Origin of the sequence: Polyangium sp. 6x1 (genome assembly GCF_029946515.1) — a bacterium.
GTDB lineage: Bacteria > Myxococcota_A > Polyangia > Polyangiales > Polyangiaceae > Polyangium.
On record NZ_JARZHH010000008.1, the window covers coordinates 142,163 to 160,681 of the forward strand.

Below are 18,519 nucleotides of genomic sequence, written 5' to 3' on the forward strand. Positions count from 1 at the left end.
CCGATGCCGCACGCGCAGATTCGTCTCCATGCGGGGCATCCTACCGGGAGGAGGCGCGCCTTGTCACGGCGCACGAAGGCCGGTCAATCGGCCGTCGTGTCGCAAGTCACCTCCATCCATCCATACGGCTGCGACCTCGCTCCGCCGGTGAAACGGAGCGGCCATTCGTGCGTCCCCTCCTCGCAGCTCACATGCTCGAAGGAAAGGTTTGTCACACAGAACCCGCTCGAACAGCCGGGACAATCGGGCGAGGTCCGGCAATTTTCGAGCGCTGCGCCCTCGTGTTGCACGACCTCGCAGCGCCGCAGCGTCTCGCCGATGCGCTCGACGAGCGTCTCCTTCCCGTCCGGATCCCGCCAACCATTCGCTGGATCGCATTGCCCGAGGTCCGGCTGCTCGACGTAGACCTTGCACGCGGCCACGCCGCTCGTGTCGACCTTGATCGGTCGTTCGAGGCAGATGCGCCCACAATCGATGAACCCCGGGTGGAGGACGTGGTCCCAGGTATCTTCGTTGTCGCACGGCCATGCGTAGTCCACCGAGCCGAGGAGATCGCCCCACGCTTCGAGGCGCGTATCGCCGGCATCCGGGATCCGACAATCGAATTCCCCCGCGTTCGACGGGCTCACCATGACGACGTGCGTCGCCGACGACGACACCTCGTTCGGCAAAAGCTCCTGCGGGGACTTGGCGTCCTCGTCGTCCCGCGTGCTCGCGACGAAAACGGACGCGATCGTGCCTTTGGCGAGCGACGCGACGAATGCCGTCTCCGCGTCGGTCGCGGGCGCCTGCAATCCTTTCATGAGATCGAGCACGCGGCTCGCTGCGCGGAGCGGCCGGTACACCTCTCCAGGTATCGCGAGCCGCTGCTCCATGGCCTCGGCCGCGGCGGCCACGACGGCTTCGACCTCTTCCTCTTTCGAGGTGATCGTCTTCCACGCGAGCGCCGGCCGATCGATGGGCGTGACGAGGGCAAGCTCCGTCGGCGCGCTCGGACGCACGATGATCACGCGATCGTCGCCCGGGCGCCATTCTGCGGGATCGAGCGTCCCCGCGCAGGTCTCGCGCCGCCGCGCCACGAGGGCGAGCAAGCTCCCGCGCAAGGCCTGCGCCGCGCGCGCCCGGAGCGTGGCCGCCTCCGGGGTATTCGCGTCGTCGACGACGAGCACATACACGTTCGGCTCCCCCTTGCCATAACGCCCCTCCAACGTGAGCGGCTCCGTCGAGCTCGGCGTGATCGGCACCGCCTCCGTCCCCTCGCACGCCGCCGCCACGAGCCCCGCCGACACGAGAAGAAAAAGCCTCGATTGCCATTTCATGGCCGCCACGTGCGGCAACTTGTATGCCCGTGAGCGAACGCGTACATCCCTCACGATTTGTAATATTTCTGTGTCAACCCGAGGGCGCAAAGAAGGCCACCTCGGTTGGCAACCAATCAACTGAGGAGCGCCAGCAGATCGTCGCGCGTAATCGCCGCCGCCTGCGCCGCCTCGCCGAGCGCCGCGTCCGCCACGAGCCGCTTTTTCTCCTGCAGCGCGAGGATTCGCTCTTCCACCGTATCCTTCGCGACGAGCCGGTACACGAAGACGGGTTTGTCCTGGCCAATGCGGTGCGCGCGGTCCGCGGCCTGGTCCTCGACGGCCGGGTTCCACCACGGATCGAGCAAGAACACGTGATCGGCCGCCGTCAAATTGAGGCCCGTCCCGCCCGCCTTGAGCGAGAGGAGCATCACCGGCGGCCCGCCTTCGGCCTGGAACTCGTTCACGACGCCGGCGCGGTCCACGGTCGAACCGTCGAGGCGATTGAACGAGATCCCTGCCTCCGCGAGGTGCGGCTCCACGAGGTCGAGCAGCGACGTCCATTGCGAGAAGACGAGCGCCTTGTGGCCGTCCGCCGCCGCGTCGGAGAGCGCCTCGACGAGCGCCTCCACCTTCGACGACGCATTCGCCACCTGCCCCGGCACGAGCGCCGCATGACAGGCGGCCTGGCGCAGGCGGAGCAAAGCTTCGAGCGCCGCGAGCACGCTGCCGCCCTCGGCGAGGCGCTTGACCACGTCGTGCAGCGTCGCCGCGCGCACGGCGTCGTAGACGGCGCGCTCCTTGTCGTCGAGCTCCACGCTGAGCACGCGGTCGGTGCGCGGCGGCAATTCGGGCGCGACCTCGCGCTTCAGCCGGCGCAGGACGAAGGGCCGGATGCGCTCGCGCAGCCGCTCGGCCGCGCCGGCGTGGCCCGCCTCGATCGGCCCGGCATAACGCTCCTTGAAATCGCCGCGCCCGCCGAGCAATCCGCGGTTCGCGAAATGCATCTGGCTCCAGAGCTCCTCCAGCCGGTTCTCCACGGGCGTGCCGCTGAGCGCCACCTTGAATTTCCCGCGCAGCGCATACGCGGCCCGCGCGACCTGGCTGTCGGGATTCTTGATGGCCTGCGCCTCGTCGAGCACGATCGTGTCCCACTCCACGGCCGAGAGCGCCTCGACGTCGATGCGCAGCATCGAATACGTGGTGAGCGTGACGTCCGCCTTGGAATCGAGCGCGCGCTTCGGGCCATGATAGAGGGCCGTGGAGAGGTTTGGCCGGAACTTCCGGATCTCGGCCTCCCAGTTGAAGAGCACGCTCTTCGGACAAACGACGAGCGCGCGGCCGCGCGTGGCCGCGAGCGCCTGCAAGGTCTTTCCGAGGCCCATGTCGTCCGCGAGGATCCCGCCGAGCCCCGTTTCCCGCAGGAACGCGAGCCAATCGATGCCGCGGCGCTGATAGGAGCGGAGCGTGGCGGAGAGGCCGGCGGGCAAGGGTGTCTCGGGTATCCCGGAAAAACCTTCGAGCAGGGGAGCGAGCCGGGAAAAACCCGGCGGGCGCGGGGCGTCGATCTCCTCGCAGAGGCGCGCGAGCGCGGGCAGGAGCGCAGGCGGAATGGTCTGGTCCTCCGTCTCCGCGCGCGCGGCGAGCAAATCGGCGACGCGCTCGCCGAACCGCGAGAGCCAATCGGAGGGCAGCGGCGCGAACCCCCCGCCTTCGAGCGGGACGATGTCGAGTCCGTCCTGCCACGCGCGAATGACGGCCGCGCCGCTCGCGTGTTTCGTCGCGCCGCCCCCCTCGCCCTCCTCGGCGAAGGATTCGAAAACGACGTCGAAGCTGTCGCCCTGGATGTCGAATCGGGGCACGAGCGGGCGCTTGCCAAAGAGCTCGCCAAGCGTCTCGCCCTGCTCGCCGCCGCGGAACCCCTTGAGCTTCTGGGCGAATCGCAAGGCGGCATCGCCATCGAGATCGACGCGCCGGCCGGGGATCAGGTTGAGCTCGTCGCGGAGCCGCTCGATGAGCCGGCGCTCCTCGGCCTCGTCGCGCATGGGCACGGCTCCGCCGAGGTGGACGAGGACATTCTGATCGACGCGCGCCTCCGGCGGATCCCCGTATACGAGCAGCGGCAGCACGGAGAGGGTATGCCCGGCCTGCGAGAGCTCGATCGAAATGCGCGGGCGGCTCTTCCGGCCGACGCCCGGGAGCCTGCGCGTGCGCACAACGAGGCGCGTGTGTTTGTCGAGGTCGGGGAGGATCTTCGTGACGAACGTGCCGAGCTCCTCTTTCGCGACGTGCCGCTCCATCGGCAGCTTTTCCCACGCGTCGCCCGTGATCGAGGTGTCCCCGAGGGGGCGCAGGACGTCGCCCGTGCGCGCGGCGCCGCGCGCAATGACCTCGTCGACGGACGGGTCTTTCTCGACGCGCACGAGCACGCCGTCATTCTTGCCGTCGAGCACGACGGCCGAGGGGCGAACGGCTTGCTTGCTCGCGCGGACGGGAAAACCATCGAAGAGGACGCTCGGCGCATTCTCCAGGAGCGCGAAGAGCTCCCGCACGCGCGCGATCGGGACGACGCCGCCTTTCCAGGTCGAGAACATGCGGTCGATCGTGATGTCCTCGTGCGTGGGCAAGACCGGCAGATCCCCGCGCGAGACGCGATTCGTGATCGATCCCTGAAAAGGCTCGCGGCGGCCGTCCGGGAAGACGACCGCGCGTTCCAGGAACAGCGTGCCCGCGTCGCGGCTGAACTCGTATTCGATCTTGCCGAGCGCGGGCTTTGGCGCGGGCGCGGCGCGCGGGCCGGACTCCGTCCCGGTCTGAGGGCTCTGGCCCTCGGGGGCTTGGGCCGCGACGATCACGGCGGCGGCGACGTGCTGGCAGGGATCGAATTTGCCGCCGCAATCGCACGTCCACTCCTCGTCCGCGACGTACAGCGTGACCGTCGGCGCGATGGCGACGCCGGGGACGCGGATGCGATAGGTGAGCTCGGTGGCGGTCCTCCTGTCGAGGATCACGGCGCCGTCGCGGGCCAGGTTGACGCCCTTCGACCAGAGACCGGGCGGGCAGGCTCTACGAACCGCCTGGAGGAGCGAGTCCATGACGACGGGAGCGGTAGCACGGGACGGCGCGCGTGTCGCCTCCCCTCATGTCAGCGCACGTCGGCCTCGATCTCCGCTCCGTGAGGCCCGTAGCATTCGTAGTGGACGCGATCGGCCGGCACGCCGAAGACGTGCAGCGCCCCGCGGATCGAGCGCATGAAGGGAATCGGGCCGGTGAAATAAAACTCGCAATCGTTCCCGGGGAGGTTCCGCGCGAGCGTGCCGAGCCCGAGCCGGCCCCGGGTCTCGTAATCACGCCCAGGCTCGTCCGCGGCCGAGGGCTGCGAATAGCAGCGGTGGAGCGTCACGTTCGGGTGGCGCCGCGCGAGCGCCTCGATCTCACGCCGGAGCGGGTGGTGCCGGCCGTCGCGCATCATCTGAAAAAAGTAAATCGGCCGGTCGATCCCGCGATCGAGCGCGCTCTGGAAGAGGCTGAACATCACCGTGATGCCGATGCCCGCGCCGATGAAGACGAGCGGGCGCGGCGAGTCGACGAGCGTGAGCTCGCCGAACGGCGTGGAGACGTCGAGCACGTCCCCTTCCCCCACGTGGTCGTGGAAGAACCGGGAGCAGACGCCGTCGGGGTTGCCCTTCGCGCCGGGCTCGCGCTTGATCGTGACCCGGAAATACCCTTTCCCCGGGGCCGTGGAGAGCGAGTAATTGCGATACACCGTGCTGCCGCCGGCGCGTGCATACCCGGGCACCTCGACGCGAAACGTGACGTACTGGCCGGCCTCGTAATGCGGCAGGGGGCCGCCGTCCTTGGGCGAGAGATAAATGGACGCGGCGTCGTCCGATTCCATCACCTTCTGCCGGACCACGAAGGGCCGGAACCCCTCCCAGCCGCCCGGCGTCCGGGCGTTTTTCCGCACGAGGTCGCGCTCGACGTCGATGAACAGATCGGCGAGGACGCCATACGCCTCGCGCCACGCCTCCATGATCTCGTCCGTCGCCACGTCGCCGAGGACGGCCTTCACCGAGGCGAGGAAGTAGTGCCCGATGATCGGGTAATGCTCGGGCCGGACGTCGAGCGCGGCGTGCCGGTGCGCGATGCGCATCACCGTGGCCTTCAGCGCGGGCAGGTCGTCGAGGCTCGTGAGGGAGCCTTGCAAAGCGTTCGTCAGCGCCGCGCCCGGGGCGCCCTCTCGGCCGAAGAAATCCCCCCGGAACGCCTCCTGCTGCGAGCCGCGCGTTTTGTCTTCCCCCGTGCCCTGGTTGGCCGGGTTGAACAAGAGCTCGAGATCGGGGTGAGCCTGGAGCAGATGGCGGTAGAAATGACGAATGATCGTCGCGCCATGCTCGGCGAGGACAGGGGCCGTCGCCTTCACGATCGCGACAGCTTCGGCCGAGAGGGTCTTGCGGCTCATGGTTCAGCCCGCCGCGCGCATGCCGGCGATGAAAAAGGGATATAACTCGGCGCGCATCAGGCCCTCCGACACGACCGGATCGGCGTCGACGATCGCCCGCGCAGCGGCCTCGTCCTCCGCCTCGACGACGGCCATGCCGAACGTCTCCGGGCCCGTCGTGAGCGTGCGGCCGACGAAGACGAGCACGCCCCGCGCCTTCAATTGCTCGAGGTACGCGCCGTGCCGGCCGAGTGTGGCCATCTCGGTCTCCGTGGGGCCGGTTTGCAAGAGGTCCGAGCGCACGGCCCGGACCATGTAAATCCACTTGTTCGTGGGCTGGGAGGCTGCTTGCTCGCTCATGGCGCTCGCATCATGTCCATCGTTGCGCGATAAATCCACTCGAACCTACGACCGGGAACGGCTGTCCTCGAGGATGGCCCGGAAGATCACCTCGGCGAGCTCGGCCGGGACGCCGAGGCGCTCGGCATACGCGCGCCGATCCGCGAGGAGCTCGGCCTCGCGCGAGGGATCCACGAGCGGCAGGCCGAGCGCACGCTTTTTCACGAAGAACGCGCCGACGAGCGCCCTCCGCCGCGCGACGAGGTCGAGCAGCGCATGGTCGAGCTCGTCCAGGGCTCTGCGGGTCTCGCTGACTTCGGCAGGAGGCATGGCGCGACGAGCGTACATCCGCTTCGCGCGCGTGCCACCGCTTTCCGACTGCGTTATAGGGTCGGACCATGAGCTCCTCCGCACTCCCGAGGCGCCCCGAAATCCTCGCCCCCGCCGGCGACGAAGCCGCCCTCCGGGCCGCGGTACTGGCAGGCGCGGACGCCGTTTATTTTGGACTCCAAGGTTTCAACGCGCGGGCGCGCGCGAAAAACTTCGACGCCGAGGGGCTCGCGCGGACGATGGCGTTCCTGCACGAGCACGGGGTGCGCGGGTACGTCACGCTGAACACGCTGGTCTTCGAGGAGGAGCTCGAGAGCGTCGAGAACGCGGTGCGCGCGTGCGCGGAGGCCGGCGTGGACGCGGTGATCGTGCAGGACCTCGGGGTCGCGCGGATCGTGCGGGCGATCGCGCCGGCGCTCGCGATCCACGCCTCGACGCAGATGACGTGCACCGACGCGGCCTCCGTGGAGCTCGCGCGCGAGCTCGGCGCGAGCCGGGTCATCCTGGCGCGCGAGCTGTCGGTCGACGACATCGCGGCGATCCGGCGCGCGACGGACGTGGAGATCGAGGTGTTCGTGCACGGCGCGCTCTGCATCGCGTATTCGGGGCAGTGCTTGACGAGCGAGGCCATCGGCGGTCGCAGCGCGAACCGCGGGGCGTGCGCGCAGGCGTGCCGGCTGCCGTACGAGCTCGTCGTCGATGGAGAAAAGCGGGAGCTCGGGGATCACGCGTATCTCCTGTCGCCGGAGGATCTGGAGGCGAGCGCGCTCGTGCCGAAGCTCGCCGAGCTCGGCGTCTCGTCGCTGAAGATCGAAGGGCGGCTGAAGGGGCCCGACTACGTGGCCGCGACGACGCGGCTCTACCGCGCGGCGCTCGAAGCGAGCAGCGCGGGCCCGAGCGAGGCGCTCGGTTCGATCCGCAAAACCGCGCTGCAAACGTATTCGCGAGGATCGGGGCCGGGCTTCCTCGCCGGCGTGGATCATCAGCGGCTCGTGGAGGGGCGCGCCTGCGATCATCGAGGCTTGCCGGTGGGCGAGCTCGTCGCGACCACGCGCGCGCGTGGGAAAACGTTGCTCCAGATCCGGCTCACCGAGGCGATCGCGCGCGGCGACGGCGTGCTCGTGGAGGGCGGATTCGCGGGCGCAGGCGAGCTCGGTGGGCGCGTGTGGACGATCGCGAAGGGCGGCGCGGATACGCCACGCGCCGAGGCGGGCGACGAGGTCTCCGTCTGGCTCGGGCCCGACGCCCGCGTCGACGTCGCGAAGCCGGGGCGGCGCGTGTGGAAGACGGACGATCCGGCGACGGAGAAGGCGGTCCTCGCGGAGATCGAGCGTTCGCCGCGGAAGGTGCCGCTGTCGATCCGGGTCTCCGGGGCGATCGGGGACGCGCCGCGATTCGAGGCGTGGACGACGTCGGGGCTCGAGTGCGCGGTGACGGGCGACGCGCCGATCGGCGAGGCGCGCGGCGGCGCGGACGCCCTCGCGGTCTTGAAGGACAAACTCGGGCGGCTCGGCGATACGCCGTTCGAGCTCGCGGAGATCGAGGCGAATCTACCGGCGGGCGTGATGATCCCGCCGTCGTCGCTGAACCGCGCGCGGCGCGCGCTCGTCGAGGGCCTGCTCGCGTCGGCCGCGCGGAAGGTGGAGACGACGTCGGTGCATTTCCAGGACCTCGTGCGCGCGGCGCACCCGCCGGATCGGAGCGCGCCGCCGGCCGGTCTTTTCGTGCTTTGCAGGACGGAGGCGCAGGCCGCGGCGGCGCTCGACGCAGGCGCGGACGGGGTCTATCTCGATTTCTTGGAGCTCGTAGGAACGGGCGCGGCGCTCCGCGCGCTGCGTGCGTCGCGGCCGAACGTGACGATCGGCGTCGCGCCGCCGCGCATCCGCAAGCCGGGCGAGGAGAAGATCGACCGGTACCTGCTCTCGCTCGCGCCGGATCTCCTGCTCGTGCGCGGGCTCGGCGCGCTGCGGGAGGGCGCGGAGCTTTCCATCCCGCGGATCGGTGATTTCTCGCTGAACGTGACGAACCGATTGACGGCCGCGGAGGTGCTCTCGCGCGGGCTCTCGGCGTTCACGCCGTCGTTCGATCTCGACGCGGCGCAGCTCGAGCGCCTGCTCGATTCGCCGTTCGGGCCGTTCGCCGAGGTGGTCCTGCACCACCCGATGCCGCTCTTCCACATGGAGCATTGCGTGATCGCGGCGCTCTTGTCGACGGGCAAGGATTTTCGTGATTGCGGCAGGCCCTGCGAGAAGCACAAGGTGTCCTTGCGGGATCGCGCCGGGATGGAGCACCCGGTGGAGGCGGACGTGGGCTGCCGGAACACGGTGTTTCACGCGGCGGCGCAGAGCGCGGCGAGCCTCGCGTCGGCGGCGACGCGGAGCGGCGTGCGGCGGTTCCGGATCGAGCTCGTGCGCGAGACGGCCGAGGACGTGGCGACGATCGTCGGGACGTATCGGCGGCTGCTCGAAGGCAAGATGCACGCGCCGGAGGTGTTCCGGGCGCTCAAGACGGAGGGGGGGTATGGCGTGGTCAAGGGCTCACTCCGGGTGCTGCCGGCGTGAGGGAGGCAGGAAACGAGGGCCATGAAGAAGCGCGAGCCGATTCACTTTGGAAAACATACCCTCTCTTTCGAGGAGCCCGGGATCGCCGTGCACGTCTACCGGGGGCCGATCTCCGTGGAGGACATGCGTATCCTCGTCGATCTGCCGGACATGGACGAGCACGAGGGCAAGTTCCAGCTCGGGATCTATGACATGAAGGAGTTCGGCGGGCTCGACGCCGCCGCGCGCAAGATGGGCGCCAACCGGCCGCGCCCGTCGGGGACCTATTACGCGGCCTACGTGGGCGCGACCTTCAAGATGCGCGTGGTCGTCTCGCTGTTCATGCGGGCCGCGAGCTTCTTGCACGGCCAGAAGAACATCTCTGCGTTTTTCGAGGATCACGAATCGGCCAGGGCGTGGCTGATCACGTGCCGCGAGAAGCACCTCGCCGCGGAAATGAAATAGACCGGAGGCGCACGTCTCCGTGCACCCCCGGCCTGAAGGCTAAGGAAGTGGTGCGGCCCTGGGACGCCCCGGGAGCGGGAGGGACGCCCCGGGGCGGCGGAATCGATTACTTGCGCGCGGCGACCTGCGCCTGGATCTGGCGGCGCAGCTTCCGCACCTCGGTCTGGGGCAGGTAGCGGAGCAATTCGGCGGCCTTGGCGCGCTCGTCCTCCTCGGCGAACGTGAGGAGGTACATCGGGGGCACGCCGAAGCCGTCGGCGAGGCGCGCGATCGTCTGGATCGTGATCGCGGCGAGGCCGTGCTCGACGCTGGAGAGGTGGCCCTTCGAGAGCGCGCTCGCGTCGGCGAGGGCGCCGAGGGACATGTTGCGCTCCTTGCGAAGCGCGCGAATACGGGTGCCAACCTGGAGGGCAAACGGCTCGGGAGTGGAACGTCGGGGCATTTTGATATGGTTCTCGGTTCGCCCACGCGGGCGCTCCGACCGGCCTCCTTCTCGCCGGGGAAAACGGTTTCGTCTGTCGTTTCGGAAGCTCTCGTCGCCTCGCGTCGCTCTTTCGCGACCACCGCGGCGACCACGAAAACGAATATGCACCCATTCAGACGAACCCGCACGAAAAACCGTCGAGTGGTAGGACCGTCAATGTCCCACCAAGCATGGCCGCCGCATCGAGGCCAGGGAAAACGGCGGGCGTGATGGACATTGATTGTCCGAGCTGTTTCGTGGTGGACAAAAAAGCGAGAGCGCCGATCGGGCCTGCCGATCAGCGCTCTCTGGGTGATTTTGGGGTGGGACGCGATTACTTGCGAGCGGCGACCTGCGCCTGGATCTGGCGGCGCAGCTTCCTCACCTCGGTCTGCGGCAGGTAGCGGAGGAGCTCGGCCGCGTGGGCGCGCTCGTCCTCCGCCGCGAACGTGAGGAGGTACATCGGCGGCACGCCGAAGCCCTGCGCGAGCCGGGCGATCGTGCCGATCGTGATCGCGGCGAGGCCATGCTCGACGCTCGAGAGGTGGCCCTTCGAGAGCTCGCTCGCGTCGGCGAGCGCCGCGAGGGACATGTTCATTTCGTACCGGAGCTCGCGGATACGGGCGCCAACCTGGAGTGCAAACGCATCGGGAGTGGAACGTCGGGGCATGTGGATGTGGTTCTCGGTTCGCCCTCGCGGACGCGCCGACCGGCCTCCTTCTCGCCGGGAATCCAAGGGTCTTTCTTGCTGGTGAAGCTCTCGATCGTCCGGCCTCTCCGCGCTCACCGCGCTCTCGGCTCGGCACGACCGGGAACGAATATGCACCGCATTGGACGAACCCGCACCGAAAAACGTGATCCTGGTAGGACAGCAATTGTCCCACCATGCACAGGCGCGGCAGTGAGAGGAGGGAAAACGCGAGGCGGATCGGACGGTTTTCGTCCTAGCCCGCGTTCACTTGCGGCGACGGCGGACGATTGCGCCGGTCGCGAGCGAGAGGAGCACGAGAAAGCCCCCGCCCGGGGGCAGCTCGGGGGTGACGGCGCGGCAGCCGCAGCCGGAAGCCTCGTTCACGCTGGGATCGACGTCGCCCACGGGCGGCTCGCAGGCGTCGCCGAGGCCGTCTTCGTCGGTATCGGTCTGCGAGAAGTTTTCAACCTCGGGGCAATTGTCGACATCGCCGCACACGCCGTCGCCGTCAATGCAGGACGATCGTGGGGCGCTCTTCGCCGGGCAGCCAGAGCTCGGAGATGGTCGCGAACGTGTCTTCCCGCATGTACCAGCACTTCCAGCCGCAGGAGGCCCAGCTCGCGATGCTCAGCACGCGGCGATCGCCTCTGCGCACGGGAAACACCACGTGCAGGCCGTCGAAGGTCTTGTCGATCTCCTTGCCCGTGAAATCGGTGCCCTTGCCCTTGACCTTGAAGTCCGAGATCGAGACGTCCTGCTCGGAGCCGCCGACGACGCGGAGGCCCTTGAACTCGTTCGACGGATCCTTGCAGGAAATACGGAGCCATTCGCGGACCGCGGACGCGGTGCAATGCTCGCTTGGCCGGAGAAGCTCGAGCGGCGCGGCTTTCTCCCATTCCTCGGCCGTGGGTTTGTCGGACGTCGCCTCGGGGGGAGACCACTCCGCGAGCGGAGGCCCGCTCGGCTCCGCGGGAGCAGCGGCCGGCCCGTCGGCCGGCGCGTCGGCGGAGGCGCGCGGAGGCCCGGCGGCAGCGTAGCCAGAGGCGTAGGCGGACGCAGAGGCGCGCGCAGGCGCGGCGGCGGGCGCGGGGGCCTCCTCGGCCACGGCGAACGAGAAGAAGGCGAAGAGGACCAGGAAAGGCGGCGAAAAGGCCAGGGCGCGGCGCACGTTGGAGTTCGTCATAACGTCTTCAGGAAGGCGACGAGCGCCGCCCGATCCTCCTTGGAAAGTTGATCCGTATGGCCCATGCGCTTGCCATTGCGCTCGACGAGCTCTTCGAGCGTGGCCGCGCTGCCGTCGTGGTAATAGGGCGCGCTGCCGGCGAGGTAGAGCAGCGAGGGCGTCTTGAACTTCCAGTCGTCGAGCGACTCCGGTTCGAACCGCGCCTTGTCGAATGCCCACGGCCCGAGCCCCACGAGAGCGCGGTTCGTGTAGTCGGTCTTCGGCAGATGGCAGGTCGCGCAGCCGACGTTGGGGTCGTTGAAGAGCACCTCGCCGCGCTTTTCCGCGTCGGTCTTCTCGTGGTTGTCGCGCGGGGGCGGGACGAGGCCATGACGCGCGAAGGCGGCGATGGCCTCGGCGCGCGGGATCGTCTTGTCCGCGGAATAACTGAGCGGGCCGCCGCCGAGCCAGCGGTGAAGGCCAAAGCCGACGATCACGCGGTGCTTCAGGTTCGGGCTTTCGCCCTTCCAGCCATAAGGTCCGAACGCGGCGACACGGCCCGCGAGCATCGGCGTCTGGCGCGGGACGCCCTTCAAGAAGCCCTCGAACGCCTGCTTGTCCTCGAAGGCATGCATGGCGTAGGGCTCGTGCTTGCCCTTTTCGTCGAAGCTCTCGCGGATGTCCTCGTGCCAGACGTGACCGTCGTCGCGCCCGTCGGGGTGGCAGCCAGCGCAGCCATACGAGCCGCTCAGGAGCCAGTCGCGCGCATTGTAATAAAGCCGGCGGCCGATGGCGGCCTGCTCCGGCAAGGGATCCGGGCCGAGGGAGAACGTGCCAGGGGGCCTGGTTTCGTAGGGCGTGCGTTTGTCGTAGGCGTCGAGCGCGACGATCGCGAGGTCGTGGCTCGATCGGCAGAACACGAAGGCCGTGCCCTCGTCCTCGGCGAGCGCGATTCCGGTGGGCGCGCCGCAGCGGGTGGTGCCGGGCTTGTCGTCGTCGGTGCTGCCGCCGCCGAGGTCGTACTTGCGAAGGGCGCCGAGCGAGGGATCGAGGGAGAGCGCGTCGAGCTCGACGAGCATGTCGGTGCCTTCGCTCGCCACGAGGAGCGTGCGCGTCTTCTTGCGATACACGACGGCGCGAGGCTGGACGAAGAGCTCGCCGATCTGCGAGGGCGCCGGGCCCGTGAGGTGCGGGTCGGCCTCTTCGAACCCGAATTCGCCGAGGGTCTTCTGGAACGCCTTCGATTGCATGACGAACCAGCGCGGCGCGCGCACGGCGAGCGGGCTCTCGTCCGCGATCGAGAGGATGTCGACGGTGTTTTGCCCATTCCACGCGCTCTCGCCCATGGCGCCGAGCGCCTGGCGCGGGACGAAGAGGCGCGCGCCGTCGGGCGAGAGGACGGCCGAATACGCGAGCGTCGCCGCCTCGCGCCGCACCGGATCGGGCGGGGTGCGCAAGGGCGCGGCCGGGAAAGGGACGTCCTTGACGCGGGCCTCGCCGTCGACGGCGTCGATGCGCGAGAGCGTGGCGCGGACGAGGTGCGTGACATACGCGGTTTTCCCGTCCGGCAAGGCGACGACGGCGCGAGGCTCGCGCGGGACGTCGAGGGTCCAGCGCTTCTTCAATGTCTTGAGGTCGACGGCCGAGACCGCGTGCGTCCACGCGGAGGTGACGATCGCGGTGGATTCGTCGGGGGTGATCGCGAGGCCCCAGGCGTCGGCCGGGAGCTCGACACGGCCGATCTCGACGAGGCCCGCCGCGGGATCGGGGCGCATGACGAGCAAGAGGCCCGGGCCTTCGTAAGGCGAGGCAGGATCGTCGGTCTTGCGAATGCCGCGGACCGTGACGAGGACGCGGTCGTCGAGGGCGAGGACGGCCGCTGGGGGGCCGGGCATCTTGACGGCGACGGGCGGGTTCTGGGCGTCGGCGGGGAGCGCGATGCGCCGGACGACCTGCTGGTCCTCGTCCGCGAGCCAGAGCGCCGGCCCTTCGGGCGATCGGACGAGCGCGCCGCCCTCGCGTACGAGCGGCGGCTTTCGCGCGGGCGCAGGCGACGCGCCCGGGGCCGCGTTCGAGGCGGAGGGCTCAGGGGTTTTCTCGGTCGGCGAGGTCGAATCGCCGGATTTGCAGGCGGCGAGGGCCGCGAGCGAGGTGAAGGCGGCGAGGAGGAAGGTGGACGCGGTGGTTCGCATCGGCGGGATCCCGGTACGCCCCAGGGTACCCCGACATTCCAGCCGAGGGCTACTGCCGGTCGCGGGCGCCGCGCGAAGTAAATGCGTTTGTCAGGGTGATCCGTTGCCGGCGAGGATGGCGTGCGCGACGAATCCGAGGACGAACCCGACGCCGAGCGCGACGAGGCCAAACGCAAAGGCGGCGCGGCGCGGGACGGCGTCGGACGGAATGACGACGGCCGGCGCGGCCCGCGGGACGCCCGCCATTTCGCCGAAGCCGACGACGGGAGGACGACCAAGCGGCGGGGCGACGGGGGGCGCCGCAATCGGCGCAGCGACGGGCGGCGGCGCGACGGGCGGCGTGAGGATCACTTGCGGCGGGGCCGCAACCGGCGCGACCGCGGGCATTCCGAACGCGGGAGACGGGCGGCGGAGGGCCGACGGAGGGCCCGGGTCGGGAATGTCGGTGACGGCCGGCATCGGCACGGTGAGCGCGGGGGACGGGCGCTTTAGCGAGGCCGAAGGACCGAGGCGCGCGGAGGCAGGAGACGGGGCCATGGGCGAAGGCGCGGCGGGCGCGCCGTAGGCGAGCTGCGTGGGGGCGGAGCCGAGGAGCGAGGAGACGGGCGCCGCCTGGGTGGGCGCGTCGACGTCCGAGCCTTGCGGGCGCGCGAGCGCGCGGGCCTCGGCGAGGTCCTTCAGCATGGGCTCGATGCCCTCGTACCGCTCGGCAGGCCTGCGCTTCACGGCGCGCATGACGATCGCGGAGAGGCGCTCGGCCGCGGGATCCTTGCGGGCGAGCGCGATGGGCGGGGCCTCGTCGCTGAGCTTCTGGCGCGCGTACGCGAGGTCGTCCTGGTCGCCGAAGACGTTCCGGCCCGAGGCGGCGCGGTAGAGGATCGCGCCGAGCGCGTAGACGTCGGCGGCGCCGCTGACCTCGCGCGAATTCAGGAATTGCTCGGGCGCCATGTACGGGATGGTGCCGACGGCCATGTCCGCGCGGGTGATGCCGGTGAGCGTCTCTTCCTGGCCGCGTTTGTCCTCGGCCGGATCGAGGAGGCGGGCGAGGCCGAAATCGATCAGCACGGCGCGCCGCTCGCCGCTCGACAAGCGCCGCAGGATGACGTTCTCGGGTTTGACGTCGCGGTGGATGATGCTGGCGCGGTGCAGGTCGGCGATGGCGCGCGCGACGCCCTCGCCGATGTCGAGGACCTCCTCGACGGCGAGCGTGCCCTGCTTGTCGAGGAGATCGGCGAGGGACAATCCCTCGACGTACTCCATCACGAGCAAGAGGCCGAAGTCGGGATCGGTCGTTTGTTCGACGACGCGCGAGACGTGGTCGCTCTCGATCTTGCCGAGGAGGAGTGCTTCGCGTCGGAAACGCGTGACGAGATGATGATCCCGCGCGGCGTCGGGCAGGAGGCGCTTGATCGCGACCTGCGCGCCCCCCACCTGCGCGCCGATCCACACCTCGCCCATACCGCCCTCGGCGATCTTGCGCTCGAGGCGGTACTTCCCCCCAATCATCGCCCCCGGGACGAAGTCCATCGGCCGCGATGCTACCCGAGGTCGGGCCCCTAGCACGAGGTTTTGGCGTAGAAAGACGCCCACCTAAGGCTTGGGGTTGTATTCGACGGTCAGGGAAAACGTGTCGACACTGTCGACGACACAACCGCGGCGCAGGCGAACGCTGAACGTGTAGAGGTTCGACCCGCGCAGGTACTGGGAGGGATCGACGCCGAAACGAACGATGCCCGTTCCGCACTCGTCCGCAGGGAGCGCGAGCGGCGAGGTCTCGCAGGTGGTCGCCTTGTGCGCCGGAGTGTCGCAGCGCTCGAGCTCGAGCACGTAGCCGCCCTGCGGTTCGACGGGCACGCGGGTGGCATACTCGGCGAACCACGTGACGCCGACAGCCTGCGAGATCTGGAACTTCGGGTCCGGCGCGCTGACCCACGCTGCGCGCGCATGCGGCTCGCCCTCGCCGAGGAGCGTGCCGCACGGATCGTTCGGGTCGACTTCGCTGCCCGGTTCGAGGCCGCCGCGCTCGGCGCATTCGCCCGCGTCGGATCCTCCGTCCCGCCGTTCGAAGTCGCCCGGCCCTTGCGCAGCATCGTCGTCACGTGCTTGTTCCTGACAACCGGAGACGGCGAGGAGCAGCAAAAGCGCAGCCTGGGACAGCAGGAACGGCCGAAGCGTCGTCGAATGCATGATGCCTTCCGACCTCTGCAATCGAGATGCCCGAAAACGACGGGGACAGACGCCGGAGAAACACGGCGCGGGGCGTTGACGGAGCGGACAGGCCTTCGATACTTTCGTGAGATGTTCGGCGCGGGATCCGCACGTTCGGGATATCGGCTGGCGGCGCTGTTCGTGCTCGGCGCGTTCTCGCTCGCAGGCTGCGGCAGCGACGAGCCCGCGGCGAAGCCGGGCGGGACGGGTGAGCCACCTCCGACCGAGAAGCCGCGGCTCTCGGGGTCGCTTCTATACGAGCACGTAGCGTACGACCGCGTGGCGGACGGGCTCGACTATTCGAAGGTGGAGCAGAAGCCGATCCGCGGGGCGCGCGTGGCGCTGCTCGACGCGGCGAACGAGGCGGTGCTCGCCGAGACGACCTCGGACGCGATGGGCCGGTACGCCTTCGACTGGGAGGGCACGGCGCAGGTGAAGATCTGGGTCTACGCCGAGACGATGGAGCCCTCCATCGCCGTCGTGGACAACACGGCGAACGACGCGGCGTACGTGCTCTCGAGCAACGAGATCGTGGCCGACGAGCCGAAGTCGCTCGACGTGGTGGCGACGACGGGGTGGACGGGTGTTTCGTACGGCAAACCGCGGCTCGCGGCGCCGTTCTCGGTGCTCGACGCGGCCTACACGGCGGCGCGGCGGTTCCTCGACGAGACGACGCCGCCGCCCGTGTTCCCGAAGCTCGAGATCAACTGGAGCGTGGACAACCGGCCCGAGGACGGGGACCTCTCGATCGGCCAGATCGGGACCTCGCACTGGGGCGACGGGGAGATCTACGTGCTCGGCAAGGAGAACGTGGACACCGACGAGTTCGATACGCACGTGCTGGTGCACGAGTGGGGGCACTCGTTCGAGGAGCACATCACGCGCTCCGATAGCTGGGGCGGCTCGCACGGGTTCGGCGACGTGCTCGATCCGCGGCTCGCGTTCAGCGAGGGGTTCTGCAACGCGCTCTCCGCGATGATCCTCGATCCGGACACGGTCTACACCGACGCGATGGGCGTCGGGCAGAAGGACGGGTTCTGGGAGGACATCGAGAAGAACGACACGAGCCAGTCCTCCAAGCCCGGCTGGTACTCGGAGACGACGGTGCAGAACGTGGTGTTCGACGCGTACGACGGGTACGCGGAGGCCTTCGACGGCGTCGAGCTCAAGCTGCAAGGCGTGTACGCGGTGATGATCGGCGATCTGAAGTCGACGCCGGCGATGACGACGCTCTTCCCGTTCGTCGCGGGGCTGAAGAGCGCGCATCCGGAGGCGGCGACCGCGATCGACGCGCTCGTCGGGCACCACGGCGCGGGCAGCTCGTTCGGGATCGATCCGGTGACGGACGCGTGGGGCACGGGCGAGACGCACACGGCCGGCGATCCCGGGGCGCTGCCGGTGTTCGTGCCGGTCGCGGCGAACGAGTCGGTCACGCTCACGCTGATCGGCGGGCTCGATCCGGCGCTGCTCGGTCAGAACCGGTTCCTCCGCGTGAAGGGCACGGGCGGGACGCTGAAGGTGAGCTCGAGCTCGACGAGCGACGTCGACCTTTACGTGTATCTGCGCGGCAAGGAGCTCGACAAAGCGGAGTCGACGAGCGGCGAGGAGACGGTGTCGTTCGCCACGACCGCCGGCGAGGACTACGTGGTCAACGTGGCGGGCTACGGAGAAATTTCGGGGCCGTACGAAGTGAAGATCGAGGTCCTGCCATGAAGAGAGGGAACGAGATGCGCGCGCTCTGGATGCTCGCTTGTGTCGCGGCTGCGTGCGGGACGGTCGATCGGAAGGAGCCCGATCACGGTAGCCCCGAGGCGCCGAGCGCCGAGGCGAAGGCCGAGGAGAGGGGCGAGGTCCGGACGAAGAAGCCGGGGGCGCCCGTGAAGGTCGAGGGGAGGCTCTCCACGTCGAACGCGCTCCTGACGGTCGACTTCGAGCAAGACGCGACCGACGTGACCGTGGAGGTCTGGGGCGTGGACGGGCTCGTCGTGACGAGCGCGAAGGAGCCCGTGCAGAACCGGCGCTTCGGCAGGGGCGAGTCGCTCGACGTGGAGGTGGCGTTCACGGCGCCGGCGACGCGGGCCGATCTCGCGGTGCGGGTGCGCGGGACGTTCGAGGGCCGCGTGCGCGAGCGAGTGCAGTCGTTCACCGTGAACGCGGAGGCGCCGAGCCTGACGCAGCCGCCAGGAGAGATTCGTACGGGGCCGGACGGAAGACGCGTGCGGGTGATGACGGCGGAGTAACGGCGCAGGCAGGGGCGGTCCGGCTTCGACGGGGGTCGAGGGTGAGCGAAGGCGGAGAGGGTCCGGCTCGGCTGAGGGTCGAGGCGCGGCGCGGGTGGAGGGGGTCCGGCTTCGCTGGGGGTCGATGTCGGCGCGGCTACAGGACGGACC

The 18,519-nt window shown here is 69.4% G+C and carries 16 protein-coding genes; 4 read left to right on the top strand and 12 right to left on the bottom strand.

What is annotated here, in order from left to right:
- Window positions 1–83: 83 nt before the first annotated feature.
- The 5 genes from QHF85_RS11110 to QHF85_RS11130 all read right to left on the bottom strand — a co-directional run bounded on the left by QHF85_RS11110 (window position 84) and on the right by QHF85_RS11130 (window position 6,408).
- Entirely contained in the window at window positions 84–1,319 is a 1,236-nt protein-coding gene (locus tag QHF85_RS11110; protein ID WP_281327100.1) for a hypothetical protein, read from the bottom strand.
- A 116-nt stretch (window positions 1,320–1,435) separates the two neighbouring features.
- Entirely contained in the window at window positions 1,436–4,393 is a 2,958-nt protein-coding gene (locus QHF85_RS11115; RefSeq protein ID WP_281327101.1) for a DEAD/DEAH box helicase, read from the bottom strand.
- A 50-nt stretch (window positions 4,394–4,443) separates the two neighbouring features.
- A complete protein-coding gene (locus QHF85_RS11120; protein WP_281327102.1) occupies window positions 4,444–5,760 on the bottom strand; it encodes a globin domain-containing protein in 1,317 nt (438 codons plus the stop codon).
- Window positions 5,761–5,763: 3 nt separating this feature from the next.
- Window positions 5,764–6,099, bottom strand: coding sequence for a YciI family protein (locus tag QHF85_RS11125; RefSeq protein WP_281327103.1), 336 nt, complete (start codon window positions 6,097–6,099; stop codon window positions 5,764–5,766).
- A gap of 45 nt (window positions 6,100–6,144) precedes the next feature.
- Window positions 6,145–6,408, bottom strand: coding sequence for a chorismate mutase (locus tag QHF85_RS11130; RefSeq protein WP_281327104.1), 264 nt, complete (start codon window positions 6,406–6,408; stop codon window positions 6,145–6,147).
- A 68-nt stretch (window positions 6,409–6,476) separates the two neighbouring features.
- On the opposite strand from QHF85_RS11130, the gene QHF85_RS11135 reads away from it, so the two are divergent.
- A complete protein-coding gene (locus tag QHF85_RS11135; protein ID WP_281327105.1) occupies window positions 6,477–8,969 on the top strand; it encodes a U32 family peptidase in 2,493 nt (830 codons plus the stop codon).
- Window positions 8,970–8,990: 21 nt separating this feature from the next.
- On the top strand, window positions 8,991–9,413 hold the full coding sequence (locus tag QHF85_RS11140; protein ID WP_281327106.1) for a hypothetical protein: 423 nt from the start codon (window positions 8,991–8,993) through the stop codon (window positions 9,411–9,413).
- A 106-nt stretch (window positions 9,414–9,519) separates the two neighbouring features.
- On the opposite strand, the gene QHF85_RS11145 is transcribed toward QHF85_RS11140, so the two are convergent.
- The 7 genes from QHF85_RS11145 to QHF85_RS11175 form a co-directional block, all read right to left on the bottom strand.
- Window positions 9,520–9,855 (bottom strand): helix-turn-helix transcriptional regulator, encoded by a 336-nt coding sequence (locus tag QHF85_RS11145; RefSeq protein ID WP_281327107.1) that lies wholly within the window; start codon window positions 9,853–9,855, stop codon window positions 9,520–9,522.
- A 355-nt stretch (window positions 9,856–10,210) separates the two neighbouring features.
- Window positions 10,211–10,546 carry a helix-turn-helix transcriptional regulator gene (locus tag QHF85_RS11150; protein ID WP_170228992.1) on the bottom strand — a complete coding sequence of 112 codons (336 nt, stop codon included), beginning with the start codon at window positions 10,544–10,546 and terminating at the stop codon, window positions 10,211–10,213.
- A gap of 285 nt (window positions 10,547–10,831) precedes the next feature.
- Entirely contained in the window at window positions 10,832–11,065 is a 234-nt protein-coding gene (locus QHF85_RS11155) for a hypothetical protein (RefSeq protein WP_281327108.1), read from the bottom strand.
- A 10-nt stretch (window positions 11,066–11,075) separates the two neighbouring features.
- Window positions 11,076–11,750, bottom strand: coding sequence for a hypothetical protein (locus tag QHF85_RS11160; protein WP_281327109.1), 675 nt, complete (start codon window positions 11,748–11,750; stop codon window positions 11,076–11,078).
- On the bottom strand, window positions 11,747–13,921 hold the full coding sequence (locus QHF85_RS11165; RefSeq protein ID WP_281327110.1) for a hypothetical protein: 2,175 nt from the start codon (window positions 13,919–13,921) through the stop codon (window positions 11,747–11,749). Before QHF85_RS11165 ends, QHF85_RS11160 begins: the two co-directional genes overlap by 4 nt.
- Before the next feature lie 90 nt (window positions 13,922–14,011).
- Window positions 14,012–15,448, bottom strand: coding sequence for a serine/threonine-protein kinase (locus QHF85_RS11170; RefSeq protein WP_281327111.1), 1,437 nt, complete (start codon window positions 15,446–15,448; stop codon window positions 14,012–14,014).
- Window positions 15,449–15,511: 63 nt separating this feature from the next.
- Window positions 15,512–16,108: a hypothetical protein gene (locus QHF85_RS11175; RefSeq protein ID WP_281327112.1), complete on the bottom strand. Its 597-nt coding sequence runs from the start codon at window positions 16,106–16,108 to the stop codon at window positions 15,512–15,514.
- A 111-nt stretch (window positions 16,109–16,219) separates the two neighbouring features.
- Between QHF85_RS11175 and QHF85_RS11180 the strand changes: the two genes are divergently transcribed.
- Complete coding sequence (locus tag QHF85_RS11180) at window positions 16,220–17,842, top strand: hypothetical protein (RefSeq protein WP_281327113.1); 1,623 nt, start codon at window positions 16,220–16,222, stop codon at window positions 17,840–17,842.
- Window positions 17,839–18,369 (top strand): hypothetical protein, encoded by a 531-nt coding sequence (locus tag QHF85_RS11185; RefSeq protein ID WP_281327114.1) that lies wholly within the window; start codon window positions 17,839–17,841, stop codon window positions 18,367–18,369. Before QHF85_RS11180 ends, QHF85_RS11185 begins: the two co-directional genes overlap by 4 nt.
- Window positions 18,370–18,519: the final 150 nt, after the last annotated feature.